We start from the raw sequence: 26,674 nt of genomic DNA, 5'->3' as shown, positions 1-26,674 counted from the left end.
GCGGCGTGTTGCGCGCGGCCCGGCCTTCCAGGCCCCTGGATTTGGAGGCCTGCGCGGCATTCCAGGCTCCTGGATTTGGATACGTGCGTAGGAGCGGCTTCAGCCGCTCCTACGTGGAGCAGAGCGAGGGACTCAGGTCGCCGCAGGCTTGGCGGCGGCGGGTGCCGGCACCGGGGTGGCGGCGGCTGCCGGCTTGGCCGAGGTGTCGGACGCAGGGGCGGCCGCGGGCTTGGCCTCGCTGCTGCCACCCGAACTACCGGACTCGGCGAGGTTGCGCTTCTTGTCGCCGTCCTTCTTGAAGTCGGTCTCGTACCAGCCGCTGCCGGACAGGCGGAACGCCGGCGCGGTGAGCTGGCGTTTGACCGCTGGCGCGGCGCAGGACGGACAGGTCTCCGGATCCGGATCGGACAGTTTCTGCAGGCGGTCGAAGCTGTGACCGCACGCGGCACATTGGAAAGCGTAGATCGGCATGGCGGCAAAAACGCGAAAGCAACGGAGGCGGCCAGTATGGGGGCCGCACGCCGGCTTTCAAGCATCCCGGCTCATGCTGGCCCTGGCTGGGCGCGCGGTGCGGTCTCCGGCGCGTCTGCGGGCGGCGTCGGCGCGTCCTCCAGCGGCGCCTCGGCTACCGGCTCGTCCGGTCCCCGCGCGGCCGCGGCCTCCGCCGGCGCGGCCGGCGCCGCTTCCAGCGGACTGACGTCGAAGGGCATGCGCAGCAGCAGCGCCGGCAGCAGCGTGGTCAGGGCCGCGTACAGCAGCAGCGCGCCGAACAGCGCATCGGCGATGGCGAAACGGTCGCGCAGGATCCCGGCCAGGACCAGGGTGAAGATCAGCGTCGGCGACAGCGCCAGCGACACCCGCAGGCTGCTGCGCGCGCCCTCGCCGAACAGCACCCGCCGCTGCAGCCACAGAATGCCGATGCGCAGCGGCAGCACGCAGGCGGTCAGGGCCACGCCCAGACCCAGCGCCTGCAGGCTCAGCGCGCCGCTGGGCACCTTGGTGCCGGCATTGAAGAAGTAGAACGGCACGAAGAACGAGGCGAACAGGCGCACCGCCTGCAGGTTCTCGTCGGAGGCCAGCAGCGGCATGCGCTGGCGCAGCAGCCGCGCCACCAGCCCGGCGATGAACGCACCGACCAGGTAGTACACGCCCAGCGCATAGGTGATGTAGGCGGCGATCAGGCCAACCATCACCAGCAGCGAGAACTCCGACCCCGGCGCCTGCGGCGCCACCCAGCGCCCCAGGGCCACGAACAGCAGCGGCAGGCCGACCAGCATCGCCACCAGCGCCAGGCTGGACAGCCCCATCTGCCAGGGATCGCCGGCCTGCAGGATCACGAACAGCGCCGCCAGCGCCAGCAGTTCGCCGGCGATGGCCTTGCTGGTGACCCAGAACCGCTCCTCCTCGTCCAGCCCCAGCCGCCCCAGCGACTCGATGATGAACCCGGTGGAAGGCGTCAGCAGGGCCAGCGCCAGCAATCCGGCTGCCTGCCACGACAACCCGGCGTAGCGCCAGGCCAGCCAGCCGACGCCGAACAGGGTGCCCCCGCGCACCACCAGGTGCAGCAGCAGCGGCCACAGCCCGCGACGCAGTGCCTTCGGGTCCACTTCCAGGCCGGCGAACAGGAACAGCGAGGAGATGCCGAGCGTGGCCAGCAGGGTCACCACCGGATCGTGCGCACGCGGCCCCATCGCCAGCATCGCGACGATGCCGAACAGCAGGCAGGTCAGCGGCGCCGGCATCTTGAAGCGCTGCAGCGCGCGCGGGATCACCAGCAGGGCGAAGATCAGCAGCAGGTAGATCAGTTCGTGGCTCATCAGGCAGGAGGTTCCATCGCGGGCCCGCCGGCGGCGGCAGCGGCGATGATGCCGGTTTGCCCGTGTTGTGCGCCATCACGGCGAAGCGCCGGCTGGTCGCGTGCCCCGCGCGGCGTCTGCGTACATCTGCGCGCCCACGCAAGGACATTCCCTCCCGACGACGAGTCCGCCGCGCACGCAGGCATCCGTGCCCGACACGGACGTCAACGGCGCATACGCCGCGCACGCCACCGCCCTCCGGACAGCCGCACCAACACCGTGCCTCCGCCTCGTCCGCCCGCCACCCGTCGCCGCTGCGCGTGGCTCGCGGCATCGCCCCGGCTCGATTCATGCCGATTTGCGCATGATGCACGGATCCGCAAGATCCCGGTCACATGCTCGAAATCGCTCGATCGGACCATGAGCGCCCCTCACGCAAGCCACGCAACCGATGACCGTTTCGGCGTATTTCCGCACCCCCGCTCCAACCCTGCTGGCCCTGGCGCTGGCCACCAGCATCGCCTGCGCCCACGCCGCCGAGGCCAGCGACGGATCCGACGGCACCGCCCCGGCCGACAACGGCGACCGGGTCTCGACCCTGGACCAGGTGCAGGTGCTCGGCCAGGCCACCACCTACGCCAAGATCAACGTCAGCAAGGAGGCGCTGGACCGCCAGTTCGCGCTGAGCAGCGTCAACGACGCGCTCAACGAGCTGCCCGGCGTGATCGCCACCGAGGCCGATGCGTTCGGCTCCTCCGACTGGGGCACGCAGATCAGCATGCGCGGCTTCGTCACCAACCGCGACGACCAGCAGATCGGCACCACCATCGACGGCGTGCCCAACGGCGGCTCGGCCTACGGCGGCGGCTCCAAGGCCAACCGCTTCATCGACACGCTGGACCTGGAAACGGTGGAGGTCAGCCAGGGCACCGCCGACATCGCCTCGCGCTCCAACGAAGCGCTGGGCGGCACCCTCAACTTCCTCACCAGCGAACCGCTGGACCAGCAGCGCGTGCGCATGGCGTTCGGCATCGGCGACAACCAGGCGCGCAAGTACTACGCGCGCTACGACAGCGGCGACCTCGGCGGCACCCGCGCCTGGGTCAGCGGCTCGCACGCCAGCAACGACGACTGGATCGACGGCAGCGGCCACACCACCCGCGACCACCTGGCCGGCAAGTTCGTCAGCGACCTCGGCGCGTGGACGCTCAGCGGCTACCTGTCCTACGACGATGCCAACGAGTCGGAATACAGCAGCGTCACCCCGGCGCAGTTCGCCACCGATCCGGACCACGACCTGCTCACCGGCACGCTCACCGGCATCCCCTACTACGACCAGAACTACCGCTCCGGCTCGCGCGCGCTGCGCAAGAACACCTTCGGCTACCTGCGCGGCCTGTTCGACGGCGGCAACGGCTTCAAGGCCACGCTGACCGGCTACGCGCACCGCATGAAGGGCCGTGGCGACTGGATCCCGCCCTACCTGGTCGACGTCACCGACGACGGCGCGGGCCAGCCCGAGTCCGAATATACCGGCGGCCATACCGTGTACGGCGGCAGCGCGCTGGGCAAGCTCTACTTCGTCACCCCGAACGGCGCTGCCGCGAACATGCTGCCCGGCTGCGCCGACACCGCGACCCTGCCGGCCGAGTCCAACCCGGCCTGCTACCCGGCCGGCTCGCTGCCGGTGCAGTCCTACCGCCACAGCCACTACGACAACCAGCGCGGCGGCGTCACCGCCGACGTGGAGTGGGCGCAGGATCTCGGCGGGCTGCACAACACCGTGCGCGGCGGCCTGTGGCTGGAACGCTACGACCGCAGCGTCACCCGCGACTGGCACCGCCTGCTCAATGTCGGCACCAATATCGCCTTCGACCACGTGCCGTACTGGGTGCAGTTCAAGGACGACTACCGCACCGACGAGCAGATGTACTACGCCGAGGACGTGATGCGCTATGGCGACTTCGCCTGGCGCGTGGGCGTCAAGCAGTTCTTCGTCGACCAGACCCGCGACCGCCGCATCGGCGACGCCGCGCATATCGAATCGGATTCGCACTCCGATCCGCTGGTCTCCGCCGGCCTGACCTGGACCACGCCGATCAAGGGCGTGGAAGCCTTTGCCGGCTTCTCGCAGAACTTCGCCGCGATCCCCTCCGGCGTGCTCGGCGAGACCGACCCGCTGGTGCTGAGCAAGGTCAAGCCGGAAACCGCCGACAACATCGAGGTGGGCCTGCGCATGAGCCGCTGGCCGCTGACCGGCAGCATCACCCTGTACGACATCCGCTTCGACAACCGCATCGTCTACGTGCCGGCCAACTTTGTCACCGGCATCGACTACCTGGGCGAGACCGACGGCGTCTACGAGAACTTCGGCGGCGTGCACGCGCGCGGCGTGGAGCTGGCGCTGGGCTACGCCTGGGACAACGGTTGGCGGCTCAACGGCGCCTACACCTACAACAAGGCGACCTACCTGGGCAGCGGCAACGCCGCGCGCGACCAGGCGCTGGAGATCGCACCGGGGTCGCAGGTGATCGGCCAGCCGCGCCAGACCCTGGTGCTGTCGGCCGACTGGCAGGGCCAGCGCTGGCACGGCGGCCTGTCCGGCCGCTACCTCGGCCGGCGCTACCTGGACGCGGCCAACAGCGCGGCGCTGGATGCGGTGACCACCTTCGACGCCAATCTCGGCATCGCCCTGGGCGGGCTGTCGCCGCAGTTGCAGCAGGCCAGGCTGGACCTGGTGATCAGCAACCTCACCGACAAGCGCTACCTCAACGGCGTGGACGGCAGCGACAGCGCCTTCATCGCGCCGCCGCGCACCGTCGGCCTGACCTTCATGGTCGACCTGTAACCGGCGCCGTGGCAGTCTCGCGGCGGCGGTCGATCCCGGCCGCCGCCGCGTTGCGTTTTTCCGGACCACCATGACCGACCAGACCCGCCGCCGGCTGCTCCGCGCCGGCCTCACCGCCAGCGCCGCCGCCCTGTTGCCGCCAAGCATCGCTCGCGCCGCCGCGATCGCCCCGGACGTGCGCCGCGGCACCCTCGACGACCTGCAGCACGTGGTGATCCTGATGCAGGAGAACCGCGCCTTCGACCATTACTTCGGCAGCCTGGCCGGCGTGCGCGGCTTCGGCGACCGCTTCCCGATCCCGGCGCCGCCGCTGGCCGGCACCGCGCCGCGCACGGTCTGGCTGCAGCCCAGCGCCGACGGCAGCCGCCCGCTGGCGCCGTTCCCGCTGCGCACCGCGCGCGACTTCGCCACCATGCGCGTGCAGGGCACCCCGCACACCTGGCCGAACGCGCAACAGGCCTGGGACCACGGCCGCATGGGCCAGTGGCCGGCGGCCAAGCGCGACCACGCCCTGGCCCACTACGAACGCGACGACCTGCCGTTCCAGTTCGCCCTGGCCGAGATATTCACCGTGTGCGACGCGTACCACTGCGCGATCCAGGCCGGCACCAACCCGAACCGGATCTTCCTGTGGACCGGGCAGAACGATCCGCACGCGCGTGCCGGCGGCCCGGCGATCGCCAACTCGCACGACAACTTCCCGGAACTGGGCGGCGATCCGGACGACTACCGCTGGCCCAGCTACGTCGAGGCGCTGCAGCAGGCCGGCGTGTCCTGGCAGATCTACCAGGACATGGCCGACAACTTCACCGACAACCCGCTGGCCGGCTTCGCGCCGTTCCGCGCGGCCTGGCGCGGCGCGCCCGGGCACGATCCGCAGTTGCGCGCACGCGGCGTCTCCAGCCGCAGCCTGGCGCAGTTGCGCGAGGACGTGCTGGCGGCGCGGCTGCCGTCGGTGAGCTTCATCATCGCCGATGCCGCCGGCAGCGAGCATCCGGACCCGTCCAGCCCGGCGCAGGGCGCGGCCTACACCGCGCGCGTGCTCGACGCGCTCACCGCCGACCCCAAGGTGTGGGCGCGTACCGCGCTGCTGCTGATGTTCGACGAGAACGACGGATTCTTCGACCACGTACCGCCGCCGGCGCCGCCCTCGCCCGACCCCGCCGCAGCCGGCGGCTGGGCCGGCGCCTCCAGCATCGACACCGCCGGCGAATACCACCTGCACCCGGCGCCGGGCGATGCCAAGGCCGATCCGCCCGCGCTGCGCGGGCGCCCCTACGGCCTCGGCCCGCGCGTGCCGCTGTACGTGATCTCGCCGTGGAGCCGCGGCGGCTGGGTGGATTCGCAGGTCTACGACCACACCTCGGTGCTGCGCCTGCTGGAGCGCCGCTTCGGCGTCGCCGCCAGCGGCGTGAGCGCCTGGCGCCGCGCGGTCTGCGGCGACCTGGTCGACGCCTTCGATTTCCGCCAGGCCGATACCCGCCCGTTCGTCGCCGACCTGCCCGACGTGCGCGAGGCAGCAGCGCGCGCCGCCGCCTTGCGCGAGCACGCGCTGCCGCCGCTGCCGACGCAACTGCAGGCGCCGCGGCAGGCGTTCGGCGTGCGCCGCGCGCGCGCCCTGCCGTATCGGCCGACGGTGCAGCTGCAGTTCGTGCAGGCACGCGGCGAAGTGCGGTTGCGCATGGCCAACACCGGTGCGGCGGCGGTGCTGCACGTCTACGACCGCTACGACCTGGCCGCGATCCCGCGCCGCTACACGGTCGGCAGCGGCGCGACCCTGGACGGCACCTGGACCACCTACGACGGCCGCTACGACCTGTGGCTGCTCGGTCCCAACGGCTTCCATCGCCATTACCGCGGCGACCTCGCCGCTCCGCTGCTGCAGGCGGAGATCGCCCAGGACCCGGACGATGCGCAGGCGCTGTGCCTGGTCCTGCGCAATCCCGGGACCGCGCCGCTCGGCGTGGCCCTGGAGCCGGCCGCCTACGCGCAGGCGCAACCCCACCAGCAGGTCACGCTGGCGCCCGGCGGCGAGCACCGCGTCCGCTGGAGCGCCAAACCGAGCGGCGGCTGGTACGACCTGTGGCTGGTCCAGGACGGCGCGCGCCAGCGCCTGGCCGGCCGCGTGGAGACCGGCACGCCCGGCATCAGCGATCCGGCGATGGGCGGGCCGGCGCGGCTGTATCAGGAGCCCGCCGGAGGCGGGCGGGAGTGGGGAGTCGTGACAACGTCCGGGATTTGGGATTTGGGATTTTGGGATTCGTGAAAGCGCAATCCGCGCGCTGACACGCGTTTGCCAATCCCCGATCCCCGATCCCGGCTGTTACGCATCCCCAATCCCGACTCCCTACTCCCGGCTCTCAAGTACCCCGATCGTATGCAGCCAGGTCTCCACCAGCTGCGGCCACTGCGCGATCGGCAGGTTCTTGGCGCGCAGGCCGAAGGCATGGCCGCCCTTGGCGTAAATATGCATTTCCGTCGGCACGTCGGCATGGTTGAGCGCGACGAAGTACGCCAGCACCTGCGAGATGCCGTCCACGTAGTCGTCCTGGGCCTGCAGCAGGAAGGTCGGCGGGGTGTCGGCGGCGACGCGGATGTCCGGACGCAACCCCAGATCGGTGAAATCGCGGGTGTCGGCGTCCTCGTCCTCGTGCACCCACAGATGGCCCGGATACACGGCGATGGCGAAGTCCGGGCGGCAACTCACATGATCGGCGGCATCCACCAACGGATAGGTGCGCTCGGCGAAGCGCGTGCTGGCCGCGGCCACCAGGTGCCCGCCGGCGGAAAACCCCATCACTCCGATCTTGTGCGGGTCCACGCCCCAGGTGGCGGCCTGTTGGCGCACCAGGCCCAGCGTGCGCTGCGCGTCCTGCAGTGCGGTCTGCACCTTCGGGTAGTAGCGACGGTCGTCGACCCAGGTCGGCCCGGAGTTCGGCACGCGGTACTTCAGCAGCACGCAGGTGATGCCGCGCGCGGTCAGCCAGTCGCAGATCTCCGTGCCCTCCAGGTCCATCGCCAGCATCTGGTAGCCGCCGCCGGGAAACACCACCACCGCGGCGCCGGTGTTGTGGCCCTGCGCCGGGTACACGGTCATCGTCGGCCGGCTGACGTTGTCGATCCTGGCCCCGGGGCCGGCCGATTCCGGCTTCGGGTGCGGCACCGCATTCGGCACCGCGCCGGGCCAGATCGGCACCTGCACATGGCCCGGCGTGGGTTCCCAGACCCGCGCCTGCGCGGCGTGGGCGAACAGACTGAGGGCGATGGCGAACGAACAACACACGAATCCACGCATGGGATGCTCCGAACAGGATGGGGAATGGAAGGAACCGCACGATCAGGGGCACCGCCGCGGCGGCGGTGGCCATTGGGTACGACGAAGGCGATCGCGCACGGCATCGCCACGAGGGCGCCGCTGATGAGCGCGAGCAGCTTCCGGCAGGAACGGCTGTTGTGCCCTTTTGCGGGATCAGCCGCGATGGGCGTTCCCGGGCACGCCCGTCGCGGCTGAAGCCGCTCCTACACGAAGGCCACCTGCGTCCGGCGCGATTGCGACGACCGCAGGCGCTGCAGCGCGCGCACGGCAGCCTAGGCGGCGTGCGGCGCCAGCGTCGGCAGCGAGGCCACCACCGCTTGCGCCACCGCTTTCAGCGCCGCGTCGCGCGCGGCGCTGTCGACGGTCGCACCGTTGAGATAGGCGGTCAGCAACAGCGGCGTGGTCCGTCCCGGCGCCCAGACGATGGCGATGTCGTTGCGGGTATCGATGCCGTTGCTGCCGGTCTTGTCGCCGATCCGCCAGCCCGCCGGCAGGCCGGCACGCAGGCAATCGGCGCCGGTGCGGTTGTCGCGCATCCAGTCGATCAAGCGCTGCCGCGATTCCGGCCGCAGCACGTCGCCGAGCAACACGGCACGCATCGTCGCCGCCATCGCCGCCGGCGTGGTGGTGTCGCGCGGATCGCCGGCGGCGACGTCGTTCATGCCCGGCTCGTTGCGGTCCAGGCGGGTCTGCGTGTCGCCCAGCGCGCGCAGGAAGCGGGTCACCCCCGGCGGATCGCCAACCAGCGGCAGCAGCAGGTTCGCCGCGGTGTTGTCGCTGTAGATCATCGCCGCACGGCACAGCTCGGCCACGCTGAGGGTGCCGCCGACATGGCGCTCGGCCACCGGCGCATTCTTCAGCAGATCCGCCTTGCGCACCGGCAGGCGCCGCTCCAGGTCCAGTTCGCCGCGGTCGACCCGCTGCAGCACCGCCCCCGCCAATAGAAATTTGAAGGTGCTGCACAGCGGGAAGCGCTCGTCCTGGCGCTGCCCGCCGAGCGAGGCGCCACTGCCGTCGAGCAGGCTCACGCCGAGCCGGCCACCACTGCGGCGCTCGATCGCGGCCAGCCGCTGCTGCAGCGTCGGCGCCCGATTCTGTGCCGTTTTCGCCTGCACTGCAGCCACCGCCAGCAGGCTCGCGCCCATGCCCACACCCTGCAGGAACCCTCGTCTCGTCAGCATCGTCCACCTCCGTCGGGAGCCAGGATGATGGCCGCATTGACCCACCCCCACCAGCGAGGTTATTCAATCGCACCCATTAGCCGAATTGATGCCTGGCAATGAGCCGTCCGCACCTGCCGCTGAACGCCCTGCGCGCCTTCGAGGCCGCGGCGCGGCATCAGAACCTGACCCGTGCCGCCGCCGAGTTGTGCGTGACCCAGGCCGCGCTGAGCCATCAGATCAAGCAACTGGAGGCGCGCCTGGGCGTGGTCCTGTTCCAGCGGCTGCCACGCGGGGTGGCCCTGACCGACGAGGGTCTGCGCCTGCATCCGGTGCTGACCGAGGCCTTCGACCGCATCGCCGCGACCCTGCAGCGCTTCGCCGGCGGCCGCTACCGCGAGACGCTGAGCGTGGGCGTGGTCGGCACCTTCGCGGTGGGCTGGCTGCTGCCGCGGCTGGACGCCTTCCATGCCGCGCATCCGGACATCGAGTTACGCGTGTACACCCACAATAACCGGGTCGACCTGGCCGGCGAAGGCCTGGACCTGGCGATCCGCTTCGGCGATGGCGACTGGCAGGGCCAGGCCGCCACACCGATCCTGGACGCGCCGTTCGCGCCGGTCTGCGCGCCCGCACTGGCAGCGCGGCTGCACACGCCGGCGCACTTGGCCAGGACTACCCTGCTGCGCTCCTATCGCCTGGACGAGTGGCCGCGCTGGCTGCAGGCCGCCGGTGCCCCGGAGGTGCAGGCCGGCGGCCCGATCTGCGACGCCTCGCTGACCCTGGCCAGCATCGCCGCGGCCGGCCACGGCGTGGCCCTGCTGCCGCTGCGCCTGTTCGCCCAGGACCTGGATGCCGGGCGCCTGCTGTGCCCGTTCCCGACCCGCATCGACCTGGGCCGCTACTGGTTGACCCGGCTGCGGTCGCGCGCGGAAAGCGACGCCGGCCGGCGCCTGCGCGAGTGGTTGCTGGCCGAACAGGCGGCGCAGGCCGACTGAGCCGGGCTGGCGGCGGATGCGGGCAAATGGCCTGGATTCGCGGAGGGCCGCCCGCTCCCCCAGCGTGAATTGCATCGAAGGAATGACGCGCGCCACTGGTAACGATACCCGCGTGAAGATTTTGTGCAGTGCCGCTTGGCGACCGATTCAAGCCGAACTATGATCCAGGTCGCAGTCGCAATGTGCGCCAGGGGAAGGTGCCCACAGTTTCGGGGAAACTTGCTGATGACTCGTATTGCCTTGACCGCCCGCCCGGGCCTGGTCTCGCGTGACGTCGTGCTGGCGGCCGTACTGGCCTGCCTGTGCGTGCTGCACCTGGCCTACTTCCTGCGCAGCGGCGCCAGCGAATGGCATTGGGCGCTCAGCGCCACCGGCCTGGCGCTGATGGCGCTCAAGGCAAGCCTGCGACCGACGCCGACCGCCCGCCCCTCGCTGCAGGGCCTGCGCTCGCGCACGCCGTTGGACTGGGCGGCGATCGCCGGCGGCCTGCTGGTCGTGGCCAGCGCTGCCGCCTGAGCGGCGTGGGCCGGCGCAGCGCGCGCCGGCCGCTGCGATCGCCCTCGTTCTGCACGGCAAGTCCGGCGCGAGCGATTGCGCCGGGCACGGCTCACCACTGCCGCCAGCAGCGTCCTCGCTGACCCGGCGCGCTCTCCGCCCTGGGCGCTGGCGCATGCAGTGCGGGCGGTCATTGCCGTTGGCTGAGGCGATGAGGCGTCGGGGCTGAAGCCCCTCCCACAGGGGTGTGCCGGCTCGCGCTCCGGCCGCGCCTGGACCTGGCCCGGACATCGGCCTCTCGGGTCTCTCCAGCGCACGCCCTAACCGCGGCGTCCGCTACACGGCGCGCTTGCCGGCGCCGGTGCCTACCTGCGCCGCCAACTGCCGGAACGCATCGCGCTGCGCGGCATCGACGAACCACGCCGTCGGCACCAGGTCGAACAGGATGTCGTTCTGGTACAGCATCAGCACCTGCGGACTCTCGCGATAGCGCACGTAGTCGCGCCAGGAACGACGCACGTGGCCATCCGCCCAGGTGACCTCCAGGCCGGCTTCGTCCCAGCGATAGGTGAGGCGATGCCGCAACGCCGCCTGTTGCGCATACAGGCGCCGGACCTTGCGCGGCATCGTCCATGCCGACTGGATGGTCTGGCCGATCAAGCCACCGCCACCGGCGCCCGCCAGCACGACGCCGAGGATGGCCATGCCGGAACCATGTCGGGCGAAGGCGCACAGCGTCAGGCCGATCAGCACCAATGCCGCCATCGCCAACATCAGGCGCCGCAGTGCGCGCCGCTGATGCAGGCGCTGCGCGGCCAGATAGTCCTCCTGCGTGATGGTGCCGCTGATCATCGTGCTCCTCTTCCCTGTCGTCCACGGCCAGACGCGGAGCGTGCCACGTGCGGCAGGACCGGTGCAAAGACGCCGGTGCGCATGTTCTGCTGCCAGCACGGCGAGACCACGGAGCGGCTCAGCCGCCGTCGATCAACTCCATCCACGCCTGCTCGGCCTGCGCCAGGTCGCGCGCGGCAGCCTCGCGGTCGCGCCCCAGTACCGCCATCTTCTCCGCATCGGCATAGTGCTTGGGATCGGCGAGCTGGCGGTCGAGCTCGGCCAGGGTCGCTTCCAGTTCGCCGACGCGCTTCTCGGCGGCGGCCAGCTTGTGCGGGTTCGGCGGCTTCTTCGCCGGCAGCGGCTTGATCGGCGGCGGCGGGGTCGGCGCGGCCTCGGCCAGCTTCTGCTTGGTGCCCTGCGCGGTCGGCCGGCTGCGCAGCCAGGCCGCGTATTCGTCGAGATCGCCGTCGAACGGTTCGACCACGCCGTCGGCCACGCGCCAGAAGGTGTCGCAGACCAGGCCGATCAGGTGGCGGTCGTGCGAGACCATCACGATCGCGCCTTCGAAATCGCTCAGCGCCTCGGCCAGCGCCTCGCGCATCTCCAGGTCCAGGTGGTTGGTCGGTTCGTCGAGCAGCAGCACGTTGGGCTGCTGCCAGGCGATCAGCGCCAGCGCCAGGCGCGCGCGCTCGCCACCGGAGAAGCCGTCGACCGGCTCGAACGCGCGATCGCCGGGGAAATTCCACTTGCCGAGGAAATCGCGGAACGCCTGGTTGCTGGCGTCCTTGTCGATCTCGCGCATGTGGTCCATCGGCGACTGGCCCTCGTGCAGCGACTCCACCGTGTGCTGGGCGAAGTAGCCGATGCGCAGGTCCGGATGCGCCATGCGCTCGCCGTCGATCGGCGGCAGTTCGCCGACCAGGGTCTTGACCAGGGTGGTCTTGCCGGCGCCGTTGGGGCCGAGCAGGCCGATGCGCTGGCCGGCCTCCAGGCCGAAGCCGACGTGGTGCAGGATCACCGCGTCCGCGCCGTAGCCGGCCTCGACGTGGTTGAGGCGGATCAGCGAGAACGGCAGCTTGGCCGGCGGCGCCAGCTCGATGCGGAACTCGCGCTCGGCGCGCACCGCTTCGGTGCCGGCCAGCTTCTCCAGGCGCTTCATCCGGCTCTGCGCCTGCGCCGCCTTGGATGCCTTGGCCTTGAAGCGGTCGATGAAGCTCTGCAGGTGGGCGCGCTCGGCCTGTTCCTTGTCGTGCGCGATCTGCTGCTGGCGCAACTGCTCGGCGCGCTGCCGCTCGAAATCGGTGTAGCCGCCGGTGTACAGCTTGGCGCCGCCGCCGTGCAGGTGCAGGGTGTGGGTGGCGACGTTGTCGAGGAACTCGCGGTCGTGCGAGATCAGCAGCAGCGTGCCGGGATACTTCAGCAGCCACTGCTCCAGCCAGTACACCGCGTCCAGGTCGAGGTGGTTGGTCGGTTCGTCGAGCAGCAGCAGGTCGCTGGGCATCATCAGCGCGCGCGCCAGGTTCAGGCGCACGCGCCAGCCGCCGGAGAACGAGGACACCGCGCGCTGGTGGGTCTCGGCCGGGAAGCCGAGGCCGTGCAGCAGCTTGCCGGCGCGCGCCTCGGCGTCGTAGGCCCCCATCTCGGCCATCTTGGTGTGCGCGGCGGCGACCGCCTCCCAGTCCTCGCGCGCGGTCGCCGCGGCCTCTTCGGCCAGCACCGCCGCCACCGCGGTGTCGCCGCCGAGCACGAAGCTCAGCGCCGGGTCCGGCAGCGACGGGGTTTCCTGGGCGACGCTGGCGATGCGTACCTTGCCGGGCAGGTCGACGTCGCCCTTGTCGGCCTCCAGTTCGCCCTTCACCGCCGCGAACAGGCTGGACTTGCCGGCCCCGTTGCGGCCGACCACGCCCACCCGGTAACCGGCATGCAGGGTGAGGTCGACATTGGACAACAGCAGCCGCTCGCCGCGGCGCAAGGCGAAATTACGTAGGGAAATCAAGGCAGGGCACTCGGCTAGCGAGGCGGAAGTGTAGCCGCTTCGCCCGTCCCGGCCCACCCGGGGCGACGACGCGGCACGCTCCGGGGCGGCGCACGAGCCCCCACGAAATCCGACCCAGTGCCGTTTTTGTATACGCGCACGCGTGAAAAACGGCTTTCAATCCGATGGCACTCGCTGCACCGCAGCATCTGCTCGCCCTACCGGAAATCGCCAGACCCACGCCAATCCCCCAGCCACTGGAGTCTCCGCCCGATGACGCAACACCGCCTCCCCCTCGTCAGCGCCGTCCTGCTCGCGCTCGCCTCCGCCAACGGCCTCGCCCAGTCCCAGCAGGCGCCGACCACGCTGGACAACGTCATCGTCACCGGCACCCGCATCGCCGACCGCACGGTGGCCGAATCGCAGTCGCCGATCGACATCATCGCGCCCGAGGCGCTGCAGGCCACCGGCGCCAGCGACCTCGCCAGCGCGCTGGGCAAGCTGTTGCCGTCGCTGAACTTCCCGCGCCCGGCGATCAACGACGGCAACGACGCGCTGCGCCCGGCGACCCTGCGCGGCCTGTCGCCGGACGCGGTGCTGGTGCTGCTGGACGGCAAGCGCTACCACACCACCTCGCTGGTCAACTACAACCCCTCGGTCGGCCGCGGTTCGGCGCCGGCCGACCTCAACTCGATCCCGATGTCGGCGATCGCACGCATCGAGGTGCTGCGCGACGGCGCCTCCGCGCAGTACGGCTCCGACGCCATCGCCGGGGTCATCAACATCGTCCTCAAGCACGGCGCCAAGCCCGGCAGCAACAGCGTCGCGGTCAACGGCGGCATCATGGACAAGGGCGACGGGGCGCAGAACGGCATCGACGGCTCCTACGGCCTGGCCTTCGGCGGCGCGCCCGGCGGCGAGGCGCCGGGCTGGGTGCGGGTGTCGTGGAACTACCAGAACGCGATGAACACCAATCGCGCCGAGAACACCGACAAGGCCACCACCCGCGCCGGCGCCGCCAACCCCAGCGGCATTCCCTACGAGCGCTACGGCGATCCGGCCGTCACCACCTACCAGGGACTGGTCAACTTCGGCTACGCGCTGACCCCGCACGTCGACCTGTACGGCTACGCCAACTTCAGTCGCCGCGAGGTGCTGTCCAACGGCTACTACCGCGCCTGGGACAACAGCGACCGCAACGTGCAGGCGGTCTATCCCAACGGCTTCCTGCCGCAGATCTACAACCCGTCCAACGACCGCGCCGCGGTGCTCGGCGTCAAGGGCAGCACCGACAGCGGCTGGACCTGGGACGTCTCCGCCGACTACGGCAAGAACGACGTCACCTTCGACCTGCGCAACACCATCAACACCAACCTGTACTGGAGCACTGGCGCCTCGCCGACGCGCTTCAACGCCGGCGGCTTCCGCAACCAGCAGAACGCGCTCAACGCCGACTTCAGCAAGTCCCTGGACTGGGGCCTGGCCTACCCGGTGAATCTCGCCTTCGGCGCCGAGTACCGGCAGGACAAGTACGCGGTGGAGGCCGGCTCGCCGGCGTCGACCTATTTCGATCCCAACGCCATCAACCCCGAGACCGGCGCGCCCTACCCCGGCGGCTCGCAGGTGTTTCCCGGGCTGTCGCCAGCGGTGGCCGGGCAGTTCAAGCGCCATAGCCAGGCCGTGTACGCCGACCTGGAAGCGGACCTGACCGACCGCCTCTCCGGCGGCGTGGCGGCGCGCTACGAGGATTACAGCGATGCCGGGTCGACGCGTTCCGGCAAGGTGTCGGCGCGCTACCAGCTCAACGATGGCTTCGCCTTGCGCGGCACGATCTCCAATGGCTTCCGCGCGCCTTCGCTGGCCCAGCAGAACTACGCCTCGGTGGTGACCCTGCTGCAGAACGGCACGCTGACCCAGATCGGCACCTACCGCACCTCCGACCCGGTGGCGATCGCGCTCGGCGCCAAGCCGCTGGCGCCGGAAAAATCCACCAACTACAGCGTCGGTGCGGTCTGGCAGTCCGGCGGCGGCTTCAACGCCACGCTGGACCTGTACCAGATCCGCATCTGGGACCAGATCCTGTACTCGGACCAGCTCTCGCTGGCCGAGCCGATCGGCCAGGTCAGCGCGGTGCAGTTCTTCGTCAACGGCGCCACCACCCGCACCCGCGGCGTGGACTGGGTGAACAACTACCTGCTCGACCTCGACCGCGCCGGCACGCTCAACCTCAGCCTCAGCGCCAACTACAACAAGACCGAGATCCTGGAGATCTCCGACCCGAACTTCCGCCGCGCCAGCCAGGGCCTGCTGACCGATGCCTCGCCGCGCACCAAGTACGTGCTCAGCGGCGACTGGACCGTGGCCGGCTGGACCCTGCACGGCGACACCACCCGCTACGGCGCCATCACCCGCCGCGGCGACGACGCCGACGGCAGCCAGGACCAGCGCTTCGCCGCGCGCTGGCTGCTGAACCTGTCCACGACCTATGCCTGGCACGACCTCAGCTTCACCGTCGGCGCCGACAACGTCACCAACCAGTATCCGACCCGGACCGCGCTCAACAACATCTACGACGACCGCCCCAACGGCCTGCAGTACTCGCCGCTGTCGCCGTTCGGCTTCAACGGGCGCTACTGGTACGCGCGGGTGAACTACCGCTTCTGAGGCGGCCAGCAGGCCGGGCGTGGCCGCGGGGGCGCGGCCACGCCCCCGAGCGGATAGCTTAGAACGTGAAGGAATAAGAACATGCGCTTGCATCCTGCGACGCCGCACGCATGTTAAAAAATAATAAGACGCCCCTGGGGACGCGGCCTGCCATGCCGGCCGCGGCGCGCCCCGCCTGCCGTTTCGGCACCTGCTGGAGTTTTCATGAACCGTCCGTTGTCGCTTCTGGCGAGCGCCGTGCTCGCCGTCCTTGCCGCCCCCTCCGCCTTCGCCCAGACCACCGACGCCCCCACCGCGCCCAGCACGCTGGACACGGTGATCGTCACCGGCACCCGGGTCAGCGACCGCACCGTGGCCGAGTCGCAGTCGCCGATCGACATCATCACCCCCGAGGCGCTGCAGGCCACCGGCACCTCCGAGCTGGCCACCGCGCTGTCGCGCGCGCTGCCCTCGCTGAACTTCCCGCGCCCGGCGCTGACCGATGGCACCAGCGGCATCCGCCCGGCGCAGCTGCGCGGGCTCTCGCCCGACCAGGTCCTGGTGCTGGTCAACGGCAAGCGCCGCCATACCTCGGCGCTGGTCAACGTCAACGGCACCATCGGCCGCGGCGCCTCGGCGGTGGATCTGAACGCGATCCCGATCGCGGCGATCGAGCGGGTGGAAGTGCTGCGCGACGGCGCCTCGGCGCAGTACGGCTCCGACGCCATCGCCGGCGTGGTCAACATCGTGCTCAAGGGTGCCGGCGAAGGCGGCAGCCTGGCGGTCGACCACGGCCAGTACTCGGCCGGCGACGGCGCCAAGTCGCAGCTCTCCGGCGACGCCGGGGTCGGCTTCGGCGACGGCCGCGGCAGCCTGCACGTGGCCGGGCAGATCAGCCAGCAGGACGCCACCAACCGCGCCGGCCCCTACCAGGGCACCGCGCCGAACACCGGCAACTACCCGAGCATCGGCCAGACCACCTTCGTCTATGGCGATCCCAAGGTCGATGCCACCGCGGTCTCGGCCAACGGCGAGTTCCGCTTCAGCGACAACCTCACCGGTTACGCCACCGCGATCGCCAGCAACCGCGACATCACCTCGTTCGCGTTCTACCGCTCGCGCAACCACAGTGGGCAGACCGCGCTGCTGGCGCAGGTCTACCCAGACGGCTACGTGCCGCAGATCGAGCAGTACTCCAAGGACCGCTCGCTGGTCGCCGGCCTGAAGGGCAGCACCGCCGGCGGCTTCGCCTGGGACATCAGCTACAACTACGGCTACAACAAGGTCGACTTCCACACCGCCAACAGCATCAACTACAGCCTCGGCCTCGACAGCCCGCGGCGCTTCTACGATGGCGCGCTGGAGTACACCCAGAACGCGGTCAACGCCGACTTCACCCAGCCGCTGGAGTGGGGCCTGGCGTATCCGGTGACGCTGTCCTTCGGCGCCGAGTACCGCCAGGAGAAGTGGAACCAGTCGCCGGGCGAGCCGGCCTCGTACACCGGCACCACCGGCGGCGCGCAGGGCTTCGCCGGCTTCGCCCCGCTCAACGCGGTGCATTCGGACCGCCACAACTACGCGGTCTACGCCGGCCTGGAAGCCGACCTCACCGACAAGTTCTCCGCCGGCCTCACCGGCCGCTACGAGGACTATTCGGATTTCGGCAGCAAGACCTCCGGCAAGCTGTCGGCCCGGTACGCCTTCACCGACAAGGTGGCGCTGCGCGGCACCGTCGCCAGCGGCTTCCGTGCGCCGTCGCTGGCGCAGCAGCAGTACCAGGCGGTCACCAGCAGCTACATCAACGGCAGCTTCTTCGAATCCGGCACCTTCCCGGTGAACAGCACCGTGGCCCAGGCGCTGGGCGCCGCACCGCTGAAGGCCGAGACCTCGCTGTCCTACAGCCTGGGCCTGGTGCTGCAGCCGGTCGAGCGCCTGTACCTGACCGTGGACGCGTACCAGATCAAGATCGACGACCGCATCCTGCTGTCGTCCAACCTCAACGACGCGGCAGTGCTGGGCAAGCTGCGCCAGCTCGGCTACAGCAATGTCACCAGCGTGCGCTACTTCAGCAACGCCGCCGACACCCGCACCCGCGGCGTCGACGTGGTCGGCACCTACAGCATCCCGTTCGCGGCCAGCACGCTGGATCTCACCGCCAGCTACGGCTACAGCAAGACCGACATCACCCACGCGGTGACCCAGCCGCAGGCGCTGGCCGCCATCGGCTCGACCCAGACCACGCTGGGACGCGACGAGATCGGCCGCCTGGAGGACAGCTACCCGAAGGACAAGCTGATCCTCAGCGGCACCTGGAAGCTGCCCAAGTGGGACCTGAGCCTGGCCGCGACCCGCTACGGCGAGTTCACCGTGCGCAACTCGGCCACCGCCGCACGCGACCAGACCTACGGCGCGGACTGGGTGGTCGATGCCTCGGCCAGCTTCAAGCCCAGCACCAACTGGACGCTGACGCTGGGCGCGGACAATGTGTTCGACCAGTACCCGGACAAGACCGCCAACCTGATCAACTCGACCTACGGCATGCTGCCCTACAGCAACTACTCGCCGTACGGCTTCAACGGTGCCTACGTGTACGGGCGGATCAATTACCGCTGGTGAGCGCACGGCCGGGCAGTGCCCCGGCCGACAACGCGCGGCATGACGACGGCCCGGATTTCCGGGCCGTTGTTTTGTTGGGGATTGGGGATTGGGGATGCGCGCAGTGTGCGGTATCGCCTTGCGGTCGCTGGCGTTTCGCAGGAGCGGCTTCAGCCGCGACGCGCTACCGCTGAAGCGTCGCGACTGAAGCCGCGCCTTCACGGGCGCGTGGATTGAAACCTGTACGTCCCGCTGGCCTACGACCCGCGTTCCGAGTCGCGCCCTCGGGCGCCAGGCGCGCATTGAAAACATGCACCGCACGGCACGGACGCGTGCATGCCTGCACCGGCCACGCAGCCGCCATCGCACGGATGAGCATGCGCGAACCCCACACGCCGCCGTGCGCAGGCACGGGCGCGCGCGCCATGCCGGCGCGCATCGCCCGCATTTTGTCTACGAACCCGGCAAATCCCCGAATCCGCGCTGCCGCAATGCCTGCAGCGGTCGTTGCAACTGCAACCTCCACGCCACGCTTAACGGAACGTTGACACTCCTGACATCCGCCGGTAATCCCTAGGGCGCGTCGCCGCATCCGCCAGGGGACAGGGGAGCGCGCATGCAGCGACGTCCTCCCCCCCACTACAAGGAGCCGCCTCCCTCATGACGCGCACGCTCACCCCGCTCGCCCACGCCGTCGCCCTGTGCCTGGCGACGTCCGCCGTTTCCGTCCACGCGCAGAACACCGGCAATGCGCAAACGCTGGATACCCTCATCGTCACCGGCACCCGCGTGGCCGACCGCACCGTGGCCGAATCGGCGTCGCCGATCGACATCATCTCGCCGGAAACGCTGCAGTCCACCGGCACCACCGAACTGGCCACCGCGCTGTCGCGCGCGGTGCCCTCGCTGAACTTCCCGCGCCCGGCCATCACCGACGGCTCCGATGCCGTCCGTCCGGCACAGCTGCGCGGGCTCTCGCCGGACCAGGTGCTGGTCCTGGTCAACGGCAAGCGCTACCACACCACCGCCCTGGTCAACCTCAACGGCGCACAGGGCCGCGGCTCTTCGCCGGCCGATCTCAACACCATTCCGATCGCCGCGGTCGAACGCATCGAAGTGCTGCGCGACGGCGCCTCGGCGCAATACGGCTCCGACGCCATCGCCGGCGTCATCAACATCGTGCTCAAGGGCAGCGGCAAGGGCGGCAGCCTGGCCGGGCGCTACGGCAAGTACAGCGCCGGCGACGGCGAGCAGTACCAGCTCTCCGGCGATGCCGGCCTCACCTTCGCCGAGACCGGCAGCGTGCACTTCGCCGCGCAGGCCGGGCACCAGGACCAGACCGACCGCGCCACGCCCTACCAGGGCCAGGTGCAGCAGCGCTACGGCGACCCCGACGTGGACCAGGGCGCGTTCTCCTACAACGGCCAGTACAGCCCGGCCGACTACATCACCTTCTATTCCTACGCGATGCTCAGCCGCCGCGAGGTGCTGTCCAACGGCTACTTCCGCTGGTCCGGCGACAACCGCAACCGCCCGGAGATCTACCCCAACGGCTTCCTGCCGCAGATCTACAACGTCAGCAAGGACGTGTCCTGGGTCGGCGGGGTCAAGTCCAGCACCGCCGGCGGCCTGGCCATCGACCTCAGCTACAACTACGGCCGCAACGACCTGAGCTTCGAGGTGCGTCACAGCCTCAACAACAGCCTGGGCCTGGCCAGCCCCACCGAGTTCTACGCCGGTGCGCTGCAGGTCACCCAGAACGTGCTCAACGCCGATTTCAGCAAATCGCTGGAGGTCGGCCTGGCCTACCCGCTCACCCTGGCCTTCGGCGCCGAATGGCGCGGCGAGAAGTTCAACGAGTCGCCGGGCGAGCCGGCGTCCTACGTCAACGGCGGCATTCCTTCGGCCAACGGCACCCTGCTGCCGGGCGCGCAGGTGTTCGCCGGCTTCAAGCCCAGCGACTCCGGCCATTACGACCGCAACAGCTATTCGGCCTATCTGGACCTGGAAGGCGACATCACCGACAAGTTCTCCGCCGGCCTGGCCGGGCGCTACGAGAACTACAGCGATTTCGGCGATACCGCCACCGGCAAGCTCTCGCTGCGCTACGCCTTCAGCCCCAAGGTCGCGCTGCGCGCCACCGCCTCCACCGGCTTCCGCGCGCCGTCGCTGCAGCAGCAGTATTTCCAGTCGGTCGCCACCAACTTCATCAACGTCGCCCAGCCCGACGGCAGCATCGCCGCCACGCCGTTCGAGATCGGCACCTTCCGCACCGACAACCCGGCGGCGATCGCGCTCGGCGCCGAACCGCTGAAGGCGGAGAAGTCCAAGAACTACGGCCTGGGCCTGGTGCTGCAGCCGGTGGACGCGCTGTACATCACCCTCGACGCCTACCGCATCGACATCGACGACCGCATCGTGCTCTCGGAGAACCTCACCTCCGCCGCCGTGCGCAACTACCTGCAGGGCAACGGCTACGCCGGCATCGGCGGCGGCCGCTACTTCACCAACGCCATCGACACCAAGACCCAGGGCGTGGACGCGATCGGCACCTACAAGCTGGCGCTGCCCGCCAGCAGCCTCGATCTGACCGCCGGCTACAACTACAACAAGACCGACATCGAGAAGATCGCCGGCAACCCGGCGGTGCTGGAAGCGATCGACCCGACCGCGGTGCGCATCGGCCGTGCCGAGATCGGCCGCATCACCCGCGGCTCGCCGCGCGACAAGTTCTTCCTGAGCAGCGTGTGGTCGCCGGGCGCCTGGGCCTTCACCGCCACCGCCACGCGCTGGGGCGAGTTCACCGACTTCGGCACCACGCCCGCCGCCGACCAGACCTATGCGGCCAAGTGGACGCTGGATCTGTCGGCCGCCTACACCCTGGGCCGCTGGCGCGTCACCGTCGGCGGCGACAACGTGCTGAACGAGTATCCGGACCGCTCGCGCGCCGGTGCCGGCACCCGCACCTATCTGCCGTACAGCACGTCCTCGCCGTTCGGCTTCAACGGCGCATTCGCCTACGCCAACGTCAACTACAGCTGGTGACGCGAGCTGGGTGACGCGTCTGTGGCGGCGGTGCCCCGACACCGCCGCCGCGTTCGCCACCGGCGATACCGGTACCGCCCCCAAGCTAGCGGCATCGGGCCTGGGGCGCTGCCACGCTGCCGCCCGCAGGCGTCGGGAGACGCAACGCAGCGCCGCGGCGGCGATGAGGGTTCGGCGCGACGTGCGCACCGGCATTGCAGACGCCATTCGGCAACGCATCGCACCTTGGAGTCACCCGCTCCGGTCGCGGGTTTTCAGCCACGCTCCACCTGATCGCGCCAGACAGTTGCACGAAAGCGTCAAGCATTCGTCGCGCGATCGAAAACATCGGCCCATTCGGTTATAGCCATCTCGCCGGCCCAGTGATCGCCAGCTGCGATAAGGTCTATCCTTATCGCATTCAAAAAAATACCAGGCGAAGGCACGATAGATTTACTCGCGTTGCAACGAGCAAACCATAGACCACGACATTCGTTATGCAGTGCGGCCCGCACCGAAGATCCATTACTACGCCCGCCTGCAACGACGCGCTTAACGAAAACACCGCGCCGCTGCGCCTTGAAGATAGACCTGCAATGTATGGCATGAAAACTGCAAGAAGCACCGCGCCCGACGCCCCGGCGACGCCGGACGGTCGACGCGATGCTGCGCGACCTAGGGCCATACCTGAGCCAACCGATGCGGTGATTTGCAGGGAGTTTCCCTGGATAAATAAGCGTGAGCCGCATCACAAGTATGAATCGATTATTTATTTGTCAACAGTGGCCTGTTGCGATTCGCGTAATGTGGAATCGCCTGAACGGCAGGCAAAAAAACCCCTCTGGGGAAGGATCGTGTCATGTGGAAAAGTTCAAAAATAGCGGTGCTCTCAGGCATCGTGGCCTGCTCGGCGCTAGCGTCCAGCGCCTATGCGCAGAGCTGCTGTCCGGGTGGCGGTGTCGGCACCCCAATCGCCATCCGCGGTCTAGGCGAAAGCGCGCCGGCGGCGACCAATCTGTCCACCAACGGGTCGGCGCGCATCTACCAGTTCGAGCGTAATGGCGTCACCTACCTGCAGATCAACGACAGCACCGGCCAGGTGCGTGGCGCGATCGGCCGCGTCGGCGACACCGCATGGGTGACGCCGATGGGCAAGGACGTGGATCGGGTGAGCACCGTCGACACCTTCGACAGCAGCCGCGGCACCGTGGTCTACGATGCGCGCTACTTCACCGTACAGCTGGCCAGCAGCGCCGACGGCGACGTCTGGACCGTGACCATCAAGAAGTAACGGTCTTTTCCAGTGGCTCGGAGATCAGGAAACTGATCTTTCGCTCATGACGGCGCCGGCAGGTGCCGTCATGGGCCTTCAACCGACTGGCCAGCTCCCAGTCGATCTCATCGGCGCCGTGACGCTTGCGGCCGCCGCCCGGCATCGCCGCGTCGGCTTCGACCGTCACCACCACGCCGCGCTTGCCGCGCGCCGACCAGACCCGCGCCGCGATCATGTGCCGGCCCGCATTGGGCAGGATCTCCATGGCATTGAGCACGCAGCGGTACGCCGCCAGTTGCAGCCCGATCGACAGCCGCCGCGAATCGCCGTGCAGACGCGCCTCGACCTCGGTGTCGCAGGCATTGGCGAAGGCGATGGAGTTCAGCGCGCCGTACAGGCCATGGGTTTCGATATCCAGCGGATACAACGCGGCGACGTAGTCGTCCAGCAACTGCGCCTGGATCACCCCGGTGCGGTTCATTTCCATCGCCGCGGCGTAGTGGCCGTGCTCCTTCAGCGTGGTGGCGATGTCGCGGCGCAACTTGTTGATGTGCACGTGGATGTCGGTGTACTCGACCACACGATTGCGCAGGGTCCGCTCGGCCGACATGTAGCTGGCCTGGGCCACCTGCAGCGCCTCCCTTTCGGCAAAGCCGAAGCGTTGCGCCTGGTCGAAGGCCACAGACAACCTGGCGCCAAGGGACGCTAGCGCAGTCACCGCAAAGGCGATCAACAACTGCACCTGCAACGTATCTGCATCGTAGGCACCGGCGTAGTTGGTCTTTGGCAGGGACATGGCCACCGCGAAGTTGGCCATGACCACACCGATCGCAGCGCCCCGCCAGGCATGCTTGAACGTCAACCAGACGGCCGGCGTAATCATCAGAACCAGAATGAACTGGCGCAGGACGCCCTCGGCCTGCATCGCGACCCCAAACATGACGCCCATGAGCAACGCGGCGACGCCTGCGCTGTGCAGAACCGTCTTTCGGGTACTTGCATCCCCCTCTGCTCGCCTGACCCACAGCAGTGCGGGAAAGACGAACATGACGATACCCAGATAGAAACCTATCCAGAACTTCAGCGTGTTTTCCAGATTGATGTAGGCGGCAGGCCCATCCAACAACCAGTTGGCGCCCTTGTTGACCAGCACCGCCCACAACGCCGCACAGAGGCAGATCAGGGGCAGCCAGCTCGGCTCGGCCCGGAAATCAGGAAGACCGCGCCGGACCGCCCAGGGCAGCAACGAGAACGCCGGCATCAACAGGAGCGAACTGCCGTATGCCCAGAGCGGATCCGCTCCGCCCTCATCGATCATCGGCACGCGCATGCTCAACAGCGCCGCCGCATCTCCCAAGAAAACGTAGGGCCAGAGCCGATAGGGGAGAAACAGCAGCGCTGCGGTACGCAGTCCGATCGGCAGGAACCATTGATCCAGAGAGCAGTGCCACACGGCCAGGTAGGCCGCGCAGTACACCGCACTCAGGAGGATTCCGCTCGCGAAAGTCTTCAGTCTAGCCATGCCACCCTGGTCCTGGCAGGACACCAATGGGCGCAAACATACACCAGGGCATGGGCCGAAACAGTAGACAGTTAACGTCCATCATGCGGTGTAATGTCTTTCCTGACAGGGAGTTGCGCGCGTAGCGCGATCACTGCGACCTCCATCCCAGTCACGCTGTCAGGGAGTGGGGCCGGAGGCAGCGATGGGACACTGCCCAGTGCACCGACTGCGCAGCAGCAGCGCCGGCGAGCCGCGCCCATCACCGACCTGCGCGGTGCTGGGGACATGCGCTGCAGGCCAACTGTTCCGGTTCCCATCCGCGCGCGCAGCACTTATCGGCACAGCAGTTCGAGGCTCACTTCAGGTGTCACGCCCCAAGCTTCGCCAGCCCTTCGGCGCCGCACGCCGATTTGCCGACAAAAGCCCCGATCGGCGACACTCGGGGCTCCCTTGTTCTGCGATCCTGAATGCATCACGACACCAGTCTCATCGACATCATCGCGGTCGGGCTCGCGCTCGCCTTCCTCTTCGGCACGCTCGCCCACCGTCTCAAGCTCTCGCCGCTGGTCGGCTACCTGGTGGCCGGCATCTGCGTGGGACCGTTCACGCCGGGCTTCGTCGCCGACCAGGCGCTGGCCAACCAGTTGTCGGAACTGGGCGTGATGCTGCTGATGTTCGGGGTGGGGCTGCACTTCTCGCTCGAAGACCTGATGGAAGTGAAGTGGATCGCGATCCCCGGCGCGCTGGCGCAGATCGCGGTCGCCACCCTGCTCGGCTGGGGCCTGGCCTGGAGCATGGGCTGGCCGACCCTGCACGGCCTGGTGTTCGGCCTGGCGCTGTCGGTGGCCAGTACCGTGGTGCTGCTGCGGGCGATGGAGGAACGGCGCCTGCTGGAGACCCTGCGCGGGCGCATCGCGGTCGGCTGGCTGATCGTGGAGGACCTGGTGATGGTGCTGGCGCTGGTGCTGCTGCCGGCGCTGGCCGACGCGCTCGGCGGCAAGGGCGCCGACACCGGTGCGATCCTCGGCGCGCTCGGCGTCACCCTGCTGAAGATGGCCGCGTTCGTGGCGGTGATGCTGGTGGTCGGCCGCCGCGCCATCCCGTGGGCGCTGGAAAAGGTCGCCGCGACCGGCTCGCGCGAGCTGTTCACCCTGTCGGTGCTGGCGATCGCGCTGGGCGTGGCGTTCGGCTCGGCCAGCCTGTTCGGTGTGTCGTTCGCACTGGGCGCGTTCTTCGCCGGCATGCTGCTGAAGGAATCCGAACTCAGCCACAAGGCCGCCAGCGACTCGCTGCCGCTGCGCGACGCCTTCGCGGTGCTGTTCTTCGTCTCGGTGGGCATGCTGTTCGACCCGCACATCCTGCTCGAGCATCCCTGGCAGGTGCTGGCCACGTTCCTGACCATCACCGTCGGCAAGTCGCTGGCCGCTTTCGTGATCGTGCGTGCGTTCGGCCATCCCACCGGCATCGCCCTGACCATCTCCACCAGCCTGGCGCAGATCGGCGAGTTCTCCTTCATCCTCGCCGGCCTCGGCGTGAGCCTGGCGATCCTGCCCGAGACCGGCCGCGACCTGATCCTCGCCGGCGCGCTGCTGTCGATCATCGCCAACCCGCTGCTGTTCACCTGGCTGGATCGCTGGCAGGCACGGCAGGCGGTGGAGGCGCCGGTGACGGTGGAACCGGAACTGCCGCCGGGTCCGTCGCTGGACCTGGTCGACCACGCCATCGTGATCGGCTACGGCCGGGTCGGCAGCGCGCTGGCGGCGGTGCTGCGCGAGCGCGGCGTGCCGGTGCTGGTGATCGACGACAACCGCGACCATGTCGAACGCGCCCACGCCGACGGCATCCCCGGCATCCGCGGCAGCGCCGCCGCCGACCGCGTGCTGGCCGAGGCGCATCCGGAGAAGGCCAAGATCGCGATCCTGGCGATCCCGCAGCCGCTGGAGGCCGGCGAGGCGCTGGCCAAGCTGCGCGCGCTGAACCCGGCGCTGACCCTGCTGGCGCGCGCGCACAGCGATGCCGAGGTCAAGCACCTGCTCGACCACGGCGCCGACGGCACGGTGATGGCCGAGCGCGAGCTGGCGTATTCGCTGGCGGAGATGGTGATGGCGACGCCGCCGTACCGGGGGCTGCGCGCCGCCGCACGCTGAGCGCTTGGCGGCTGGGATTGGGGAGTGGGGAATCGGGAATGGGGATTCGCAAAAGCGACTCCTCTT

Annotated in this window: 15 protein-coding genes and 1 pseudogene; 9 read left to right on the top strand and 7 right to left on the bottom strand. The window is 69.4% G+C overall.

Annotated elements, in window-relative coordinates; translation table 11 throughout:
* Nucleotides 1–132: 132 nt before the first annotated feature.
* Nucleotides 133–471 carry an FmdB family zinc ribbon protein gene (locus AC1PME_RS05970; RefSeq protein ID WP_481097610.1) on the bottom strand — a complete coding sequence of 113 codons (339 nt, stop codon included), beginning with the start codon at nt 469–471 and terminating at the stop codon, nt 133–135.
* 71 nt (nt 472–542) lie between these two features.
* Complete coding sequence (locus AC1PME_RS05965) at nt 543–1,817, bottom strand: cation:proton antiporter (protein ID WP_481097609.1); 1,275 nt, start codon at nt 1,815–1,817, stop codon at nt 543–545.
* A gap of 430 nt (nt 1,818–2,247) precedes the next feature.
* On the opposite strand from AC1PME_RS05965, the gene AC1PME_RS05960 reads away from it, so the two are divergent.
* Both AC1PME_RS05960 and AC1PME_RS05955 read left to right on the top strand, forming a co-directional pair.
* Nucleotides 2,248–4,644 (top strand): TonB-dependent receptor, encoded by a 2,397-nt coding sequence (locus AC1PME_RS05960; RefSeq protein ID WP_481097608.1) that lies wholly within the window; start codon nt 2,248–2,250, stop codon nt 4,642–4,644.
* Nucleotides 4,645–4,714: 70 nt separating this feature from the next.
* A pseudogene (locus tag AC1PME_RS05955) lies at nt 4,715–6,869 on the top strand (phosphocholine-specific phospholipase C).
* A 122-nt stretch (nt 6,870–6,991) separates the two neighbouring features.
* Here the strand turns inward: AC1PME_RS05955 and AC1PME_RS05950 are convergent.
* Nucleotides 6,992–7,939, bottom strand: coding sequence for an alpha/beta hydrolase (locus AC1PME_RS05950; protein WP_481097607.1), 948 nt, complete (start codon nt 7,937–7,939; stop codon nt 6,992–6,994).
* Nucleotides 7,940–8,232: 293 nt separating this feature from the next.
* Nucleotides 8,233–9,141, bottom strand: a complete 909-nt coding sequence (gene bla / locus AC1PME_RS05945; protein WP_481097606.1) for a class A beta-lactamase — start codon at nt 9,139–9,141, stop codon at nt 8,233–8,235.
* 98 nt (nt 9,142–9,239) lie between these two features.
* Here bla and ampR point away from each other — a divergent pair, with 98 nt between their 5' ends.
* Both ampR and AC1PME_RS05935 read left to right on the top strand, forming a co-directional pair.
* A complete protein-coding gene (ampR, locus tag AC1PME_RS05940; protein WP_307549201.1) occupies nt 9,240–10,118 on the top strand; it encodes a LysR family transcriptional regulator AmpR in 879 nt (292 codons plus the stop codon).
* Between the two features lie 225 nt (nt 10,119–10,343).
* Nucleotides 10,344–10,634: a hypothetical protein gene (locus AC1PME_RS05935; protein WP_307549199.1), complete on the top strand. Its 291-nt coding sequence runs from the start codon at nt 10,344–10,346 to the stop codon at nt 10,632–10,634.
* A 315-nt stretch (nt 10,635–10,949) separates the two neighbouring features.
* Here the strand turns inward: AC1PME_RS05935 and AC1PME_RS05930 are convergent, their stop codons facing one another.
* Together AC1PME_RS05930 and AC1PME_RS05925 are read right to left on the bottom strand one after the other, a co-directional pair.
* Nucleotides 10,950–11,465, bottom strand: a complete 516-nt coding sequence (locus AC1PME_RS05930) for a YcxB family protein (RefSeq protein ID WP_481097605.1) — start codon at nt 11,463–11,465, stop codon at nt 10,950–10,952.
* A 118-nt stretch (nt 11,466–11,583) separates the two neighbouring features.
* Complete coding sequence (locus tag AC1PME_RS05925) at nt 11,584–13,443, bottom strand: ABC-F family ATP-binding cassette domain-containing protein (RefSeq protein WP_481097604.1); 1,860 nt, start codon at nt 13,441–13,443, stop codon at nt 11,584–11,586.
* Between the two features lie 252 nt (nt 13,444–13,695).
* On the opposite strand from AC1PME_RS05925, the gene AC1PME_RS05920 reads away from it, so the two are divergent.
* The 4 genes from AC1PME_RS05920 (at nt 13,696) to AC1PME_RS05905 (ending at nt 22,975) form a co-directional block, all read left to right on the top strand.
* Nucleotides 13,696–16,086: a TonB-dependent receptor plug domain-containing protein gene (locus AC1PME_RS05920; protein ID WP_481097603.1), complete on the top strand. Its 2,391-nt coding sequence runs from the start codon at nt 13,696–13,698 to the stop codon at nt 16,084–16,086.
* Nucleotides 16,087–16,290: 204 nt separating this feature from the next.
* Nucleotides 16,291–18,681 carry a TonB-dependent receptor plug domain-containing protein gene (locus AC1PME_RS05915; RefSeq protein WP_481097602.1) on the top strand — a complete coding sequence of 797 codons (2,391 nt, stop codon included), beginning with the start codon at nt 16,291–16,293 and terminating at the stop codon, nt 18,679–18,681.
* A gap of 639 nt (nt 18,682–19,320) precedes the next feature.
* On the top strand, nt 19,321–21,705 hold the full coding sequence (locus AC1PME_RS05910) for a TonB-dependent receptor plug domain-containing protein (RefSeq protein ID WP_481097601.1): 2,385 nt from the start codon (nt 19,321–19,323) through the stop codon (nt 21,703–21,705).
* Nucleotides 21,706–22,543: 838 nt separating this feature from the next.
* Complete coding sequence (locus tag AC1PME_RS05905) at nt 22,544–22,975, top strand: hypothetical protein (RefSeq protein ID WP_254460728.1); 432 nt, start codon at nt 22,544–22,546, stop codon at nt 22,973–22,975.
* Here AC1PME_RS05905 and AC1PME_RS05900 read toward each other — a convergent pair.
* The gene (locus tag AC1PME_RS05900) at nt 22,965–24,479 is read right to left on the bottom strand and encodes an MASE1 domain-containing protein (protein ID WP_254460727.1); all 1,515 of its coding nucleotides are present in this window, start codon (nt 24,477–24,479) and stop codon (nt 22,965–22,967) included. The genes AC1PME_RS05905 and AC1PME_RS05900 overlap by 11 nt on opposite strands.
* 449 nt (nt 24,480–24,928) lie before the next feature.
* On the opposite strand from AC1PME_RS05900, the gene ybaL reads away from it, so the two are divergent.
* Nucleotides 24,929–26,608, top strand: coding sequence for a YbaL family putative K(+) efflux transporter (ybaL, locus tag AC1PME_RS05895; protein ID WP_481097600.1), 1,680 nt, complete (start codon nt 24,929–24,931; stop codon nt 26,606–26,608).
* Nucleotides 26,609–26,674 lie beyond the last annotated feature (66 nt).

Source organism: Xanthomonas sp. NCPPB 901, from assembly GCF_056725085.1.
Note: the sequence above shows the minus strand (reverse complement) of the source record. Positions and strands in the feature narration are given on the sequence as shown.

What these genes read in the sequence shown, in the direction of transcription:
- AC1PME_RS05905 (WP_254460728.1), top strand. Translation starts at nt 22,544, where the DNA reads ATGTGGAAAAGTTCAAAAATAGCGGTGCTCTCAGGCATCGTGGCCTGC.
- AC1PME_RS05965 (WP_481097609.1), bottom strand. Translation starts at nt 1,817, where the DNA reads ATGAGCCACGAACTGATCTACCTGCTGCTGATCTTCGCCCTGCTGGTG.
- AC1PME_RS05935 (WP_307549199.1), top strand. Translation starts at nt 10,344, where the DNA reads ATGACTCGTATTGCCTTGACCGCCCGCCCGGGCCTGGTCTCGCGTGAC.
- AC1PME_RS05915 (WP_481097602.1), top strand. Translation starts at nt 16,291, where the DNA reads ATGAACCGTCCGTTGTCGCTTCTGGCGAGCGCCGTGCTCGCCGTCCTT.
- ybaL (WP_481097600.1), top strand. Translation starts at nt 24,929, where the DNA reads ATGCATCACGACACCAGTCTCATCGACATCATCGCGGTCGGGCTCGCG.
- AC1PME_RS05970 (WP_481097610.1), bottom strand. Translation starts at nt 471, where the DNA reads ATGCCGATCTACGCTTTCCAATGTGCCGCGTGCGGTCACAGCTTCGAC.
- AC1PME_RS05960 (WP_481097608.1), top strand. Translation starts at nt 2,248, where the DNA reads ATGACCGTTTCGGCGTATTTCCGCACCCCCGCTCCAACCCTGCTGGCC.
- AC1PME_RS05910 (WP_481097601.1), top strand. Translation starts at nt 19,321, where the DNA reads ATGACGCGCACGCTCACCCCGCTCGCCCACGCCGTCGCCCTGTGCCTG.
- bla (WP_481097606.1), bottom strand. Translation starts at nt 9,141, where the DNA reads ATGCTGACGAGACGAGGGTTCCTGCAGGGTGTGGGCATGGGCGCGAGC.
- AC1PME_RS05930 (WP_481097605.1), bottom strand. Translation starts at nt 11,465, where the DNA reads ATGATCAGCGGCACCATCACGCAGGAGGACTATCTGGCCGCGCAGCGC.
- AC1PME_RS05920 (WP_481097603.1), top strand. Translation starts at nt 13,696, where the DNA reads ATGACGCAACACCGCCTCCCCCTCGTCAGCGCCGTCCTGCTCGCGCTC.
- AC1PME_RS05950 (WP_481097607.1), bottom strand. Translation starts at nt 7,939, where the DNA reads ATGCGTGGATTCGTGTGTTGTTCGTTCGCCATCGCCCTCAGTCTGTTC.
- ampR (WP_307549201.1), top strand. Translation starts at nt 9,240, where the DNA reads ATGAGCCGTCCGCACCTGCCGCTGAACGCCCTGCGCGCCTTCGAGGCC.
- AC1PME_RS05900 (WP_254460727.1), bottom strand. Translation starts at nt 24,479, where the DNA reads ATGGCTAGACTGAAGACTTTCGCGAGCGGAATCCTCCTGAGTGCGGTG.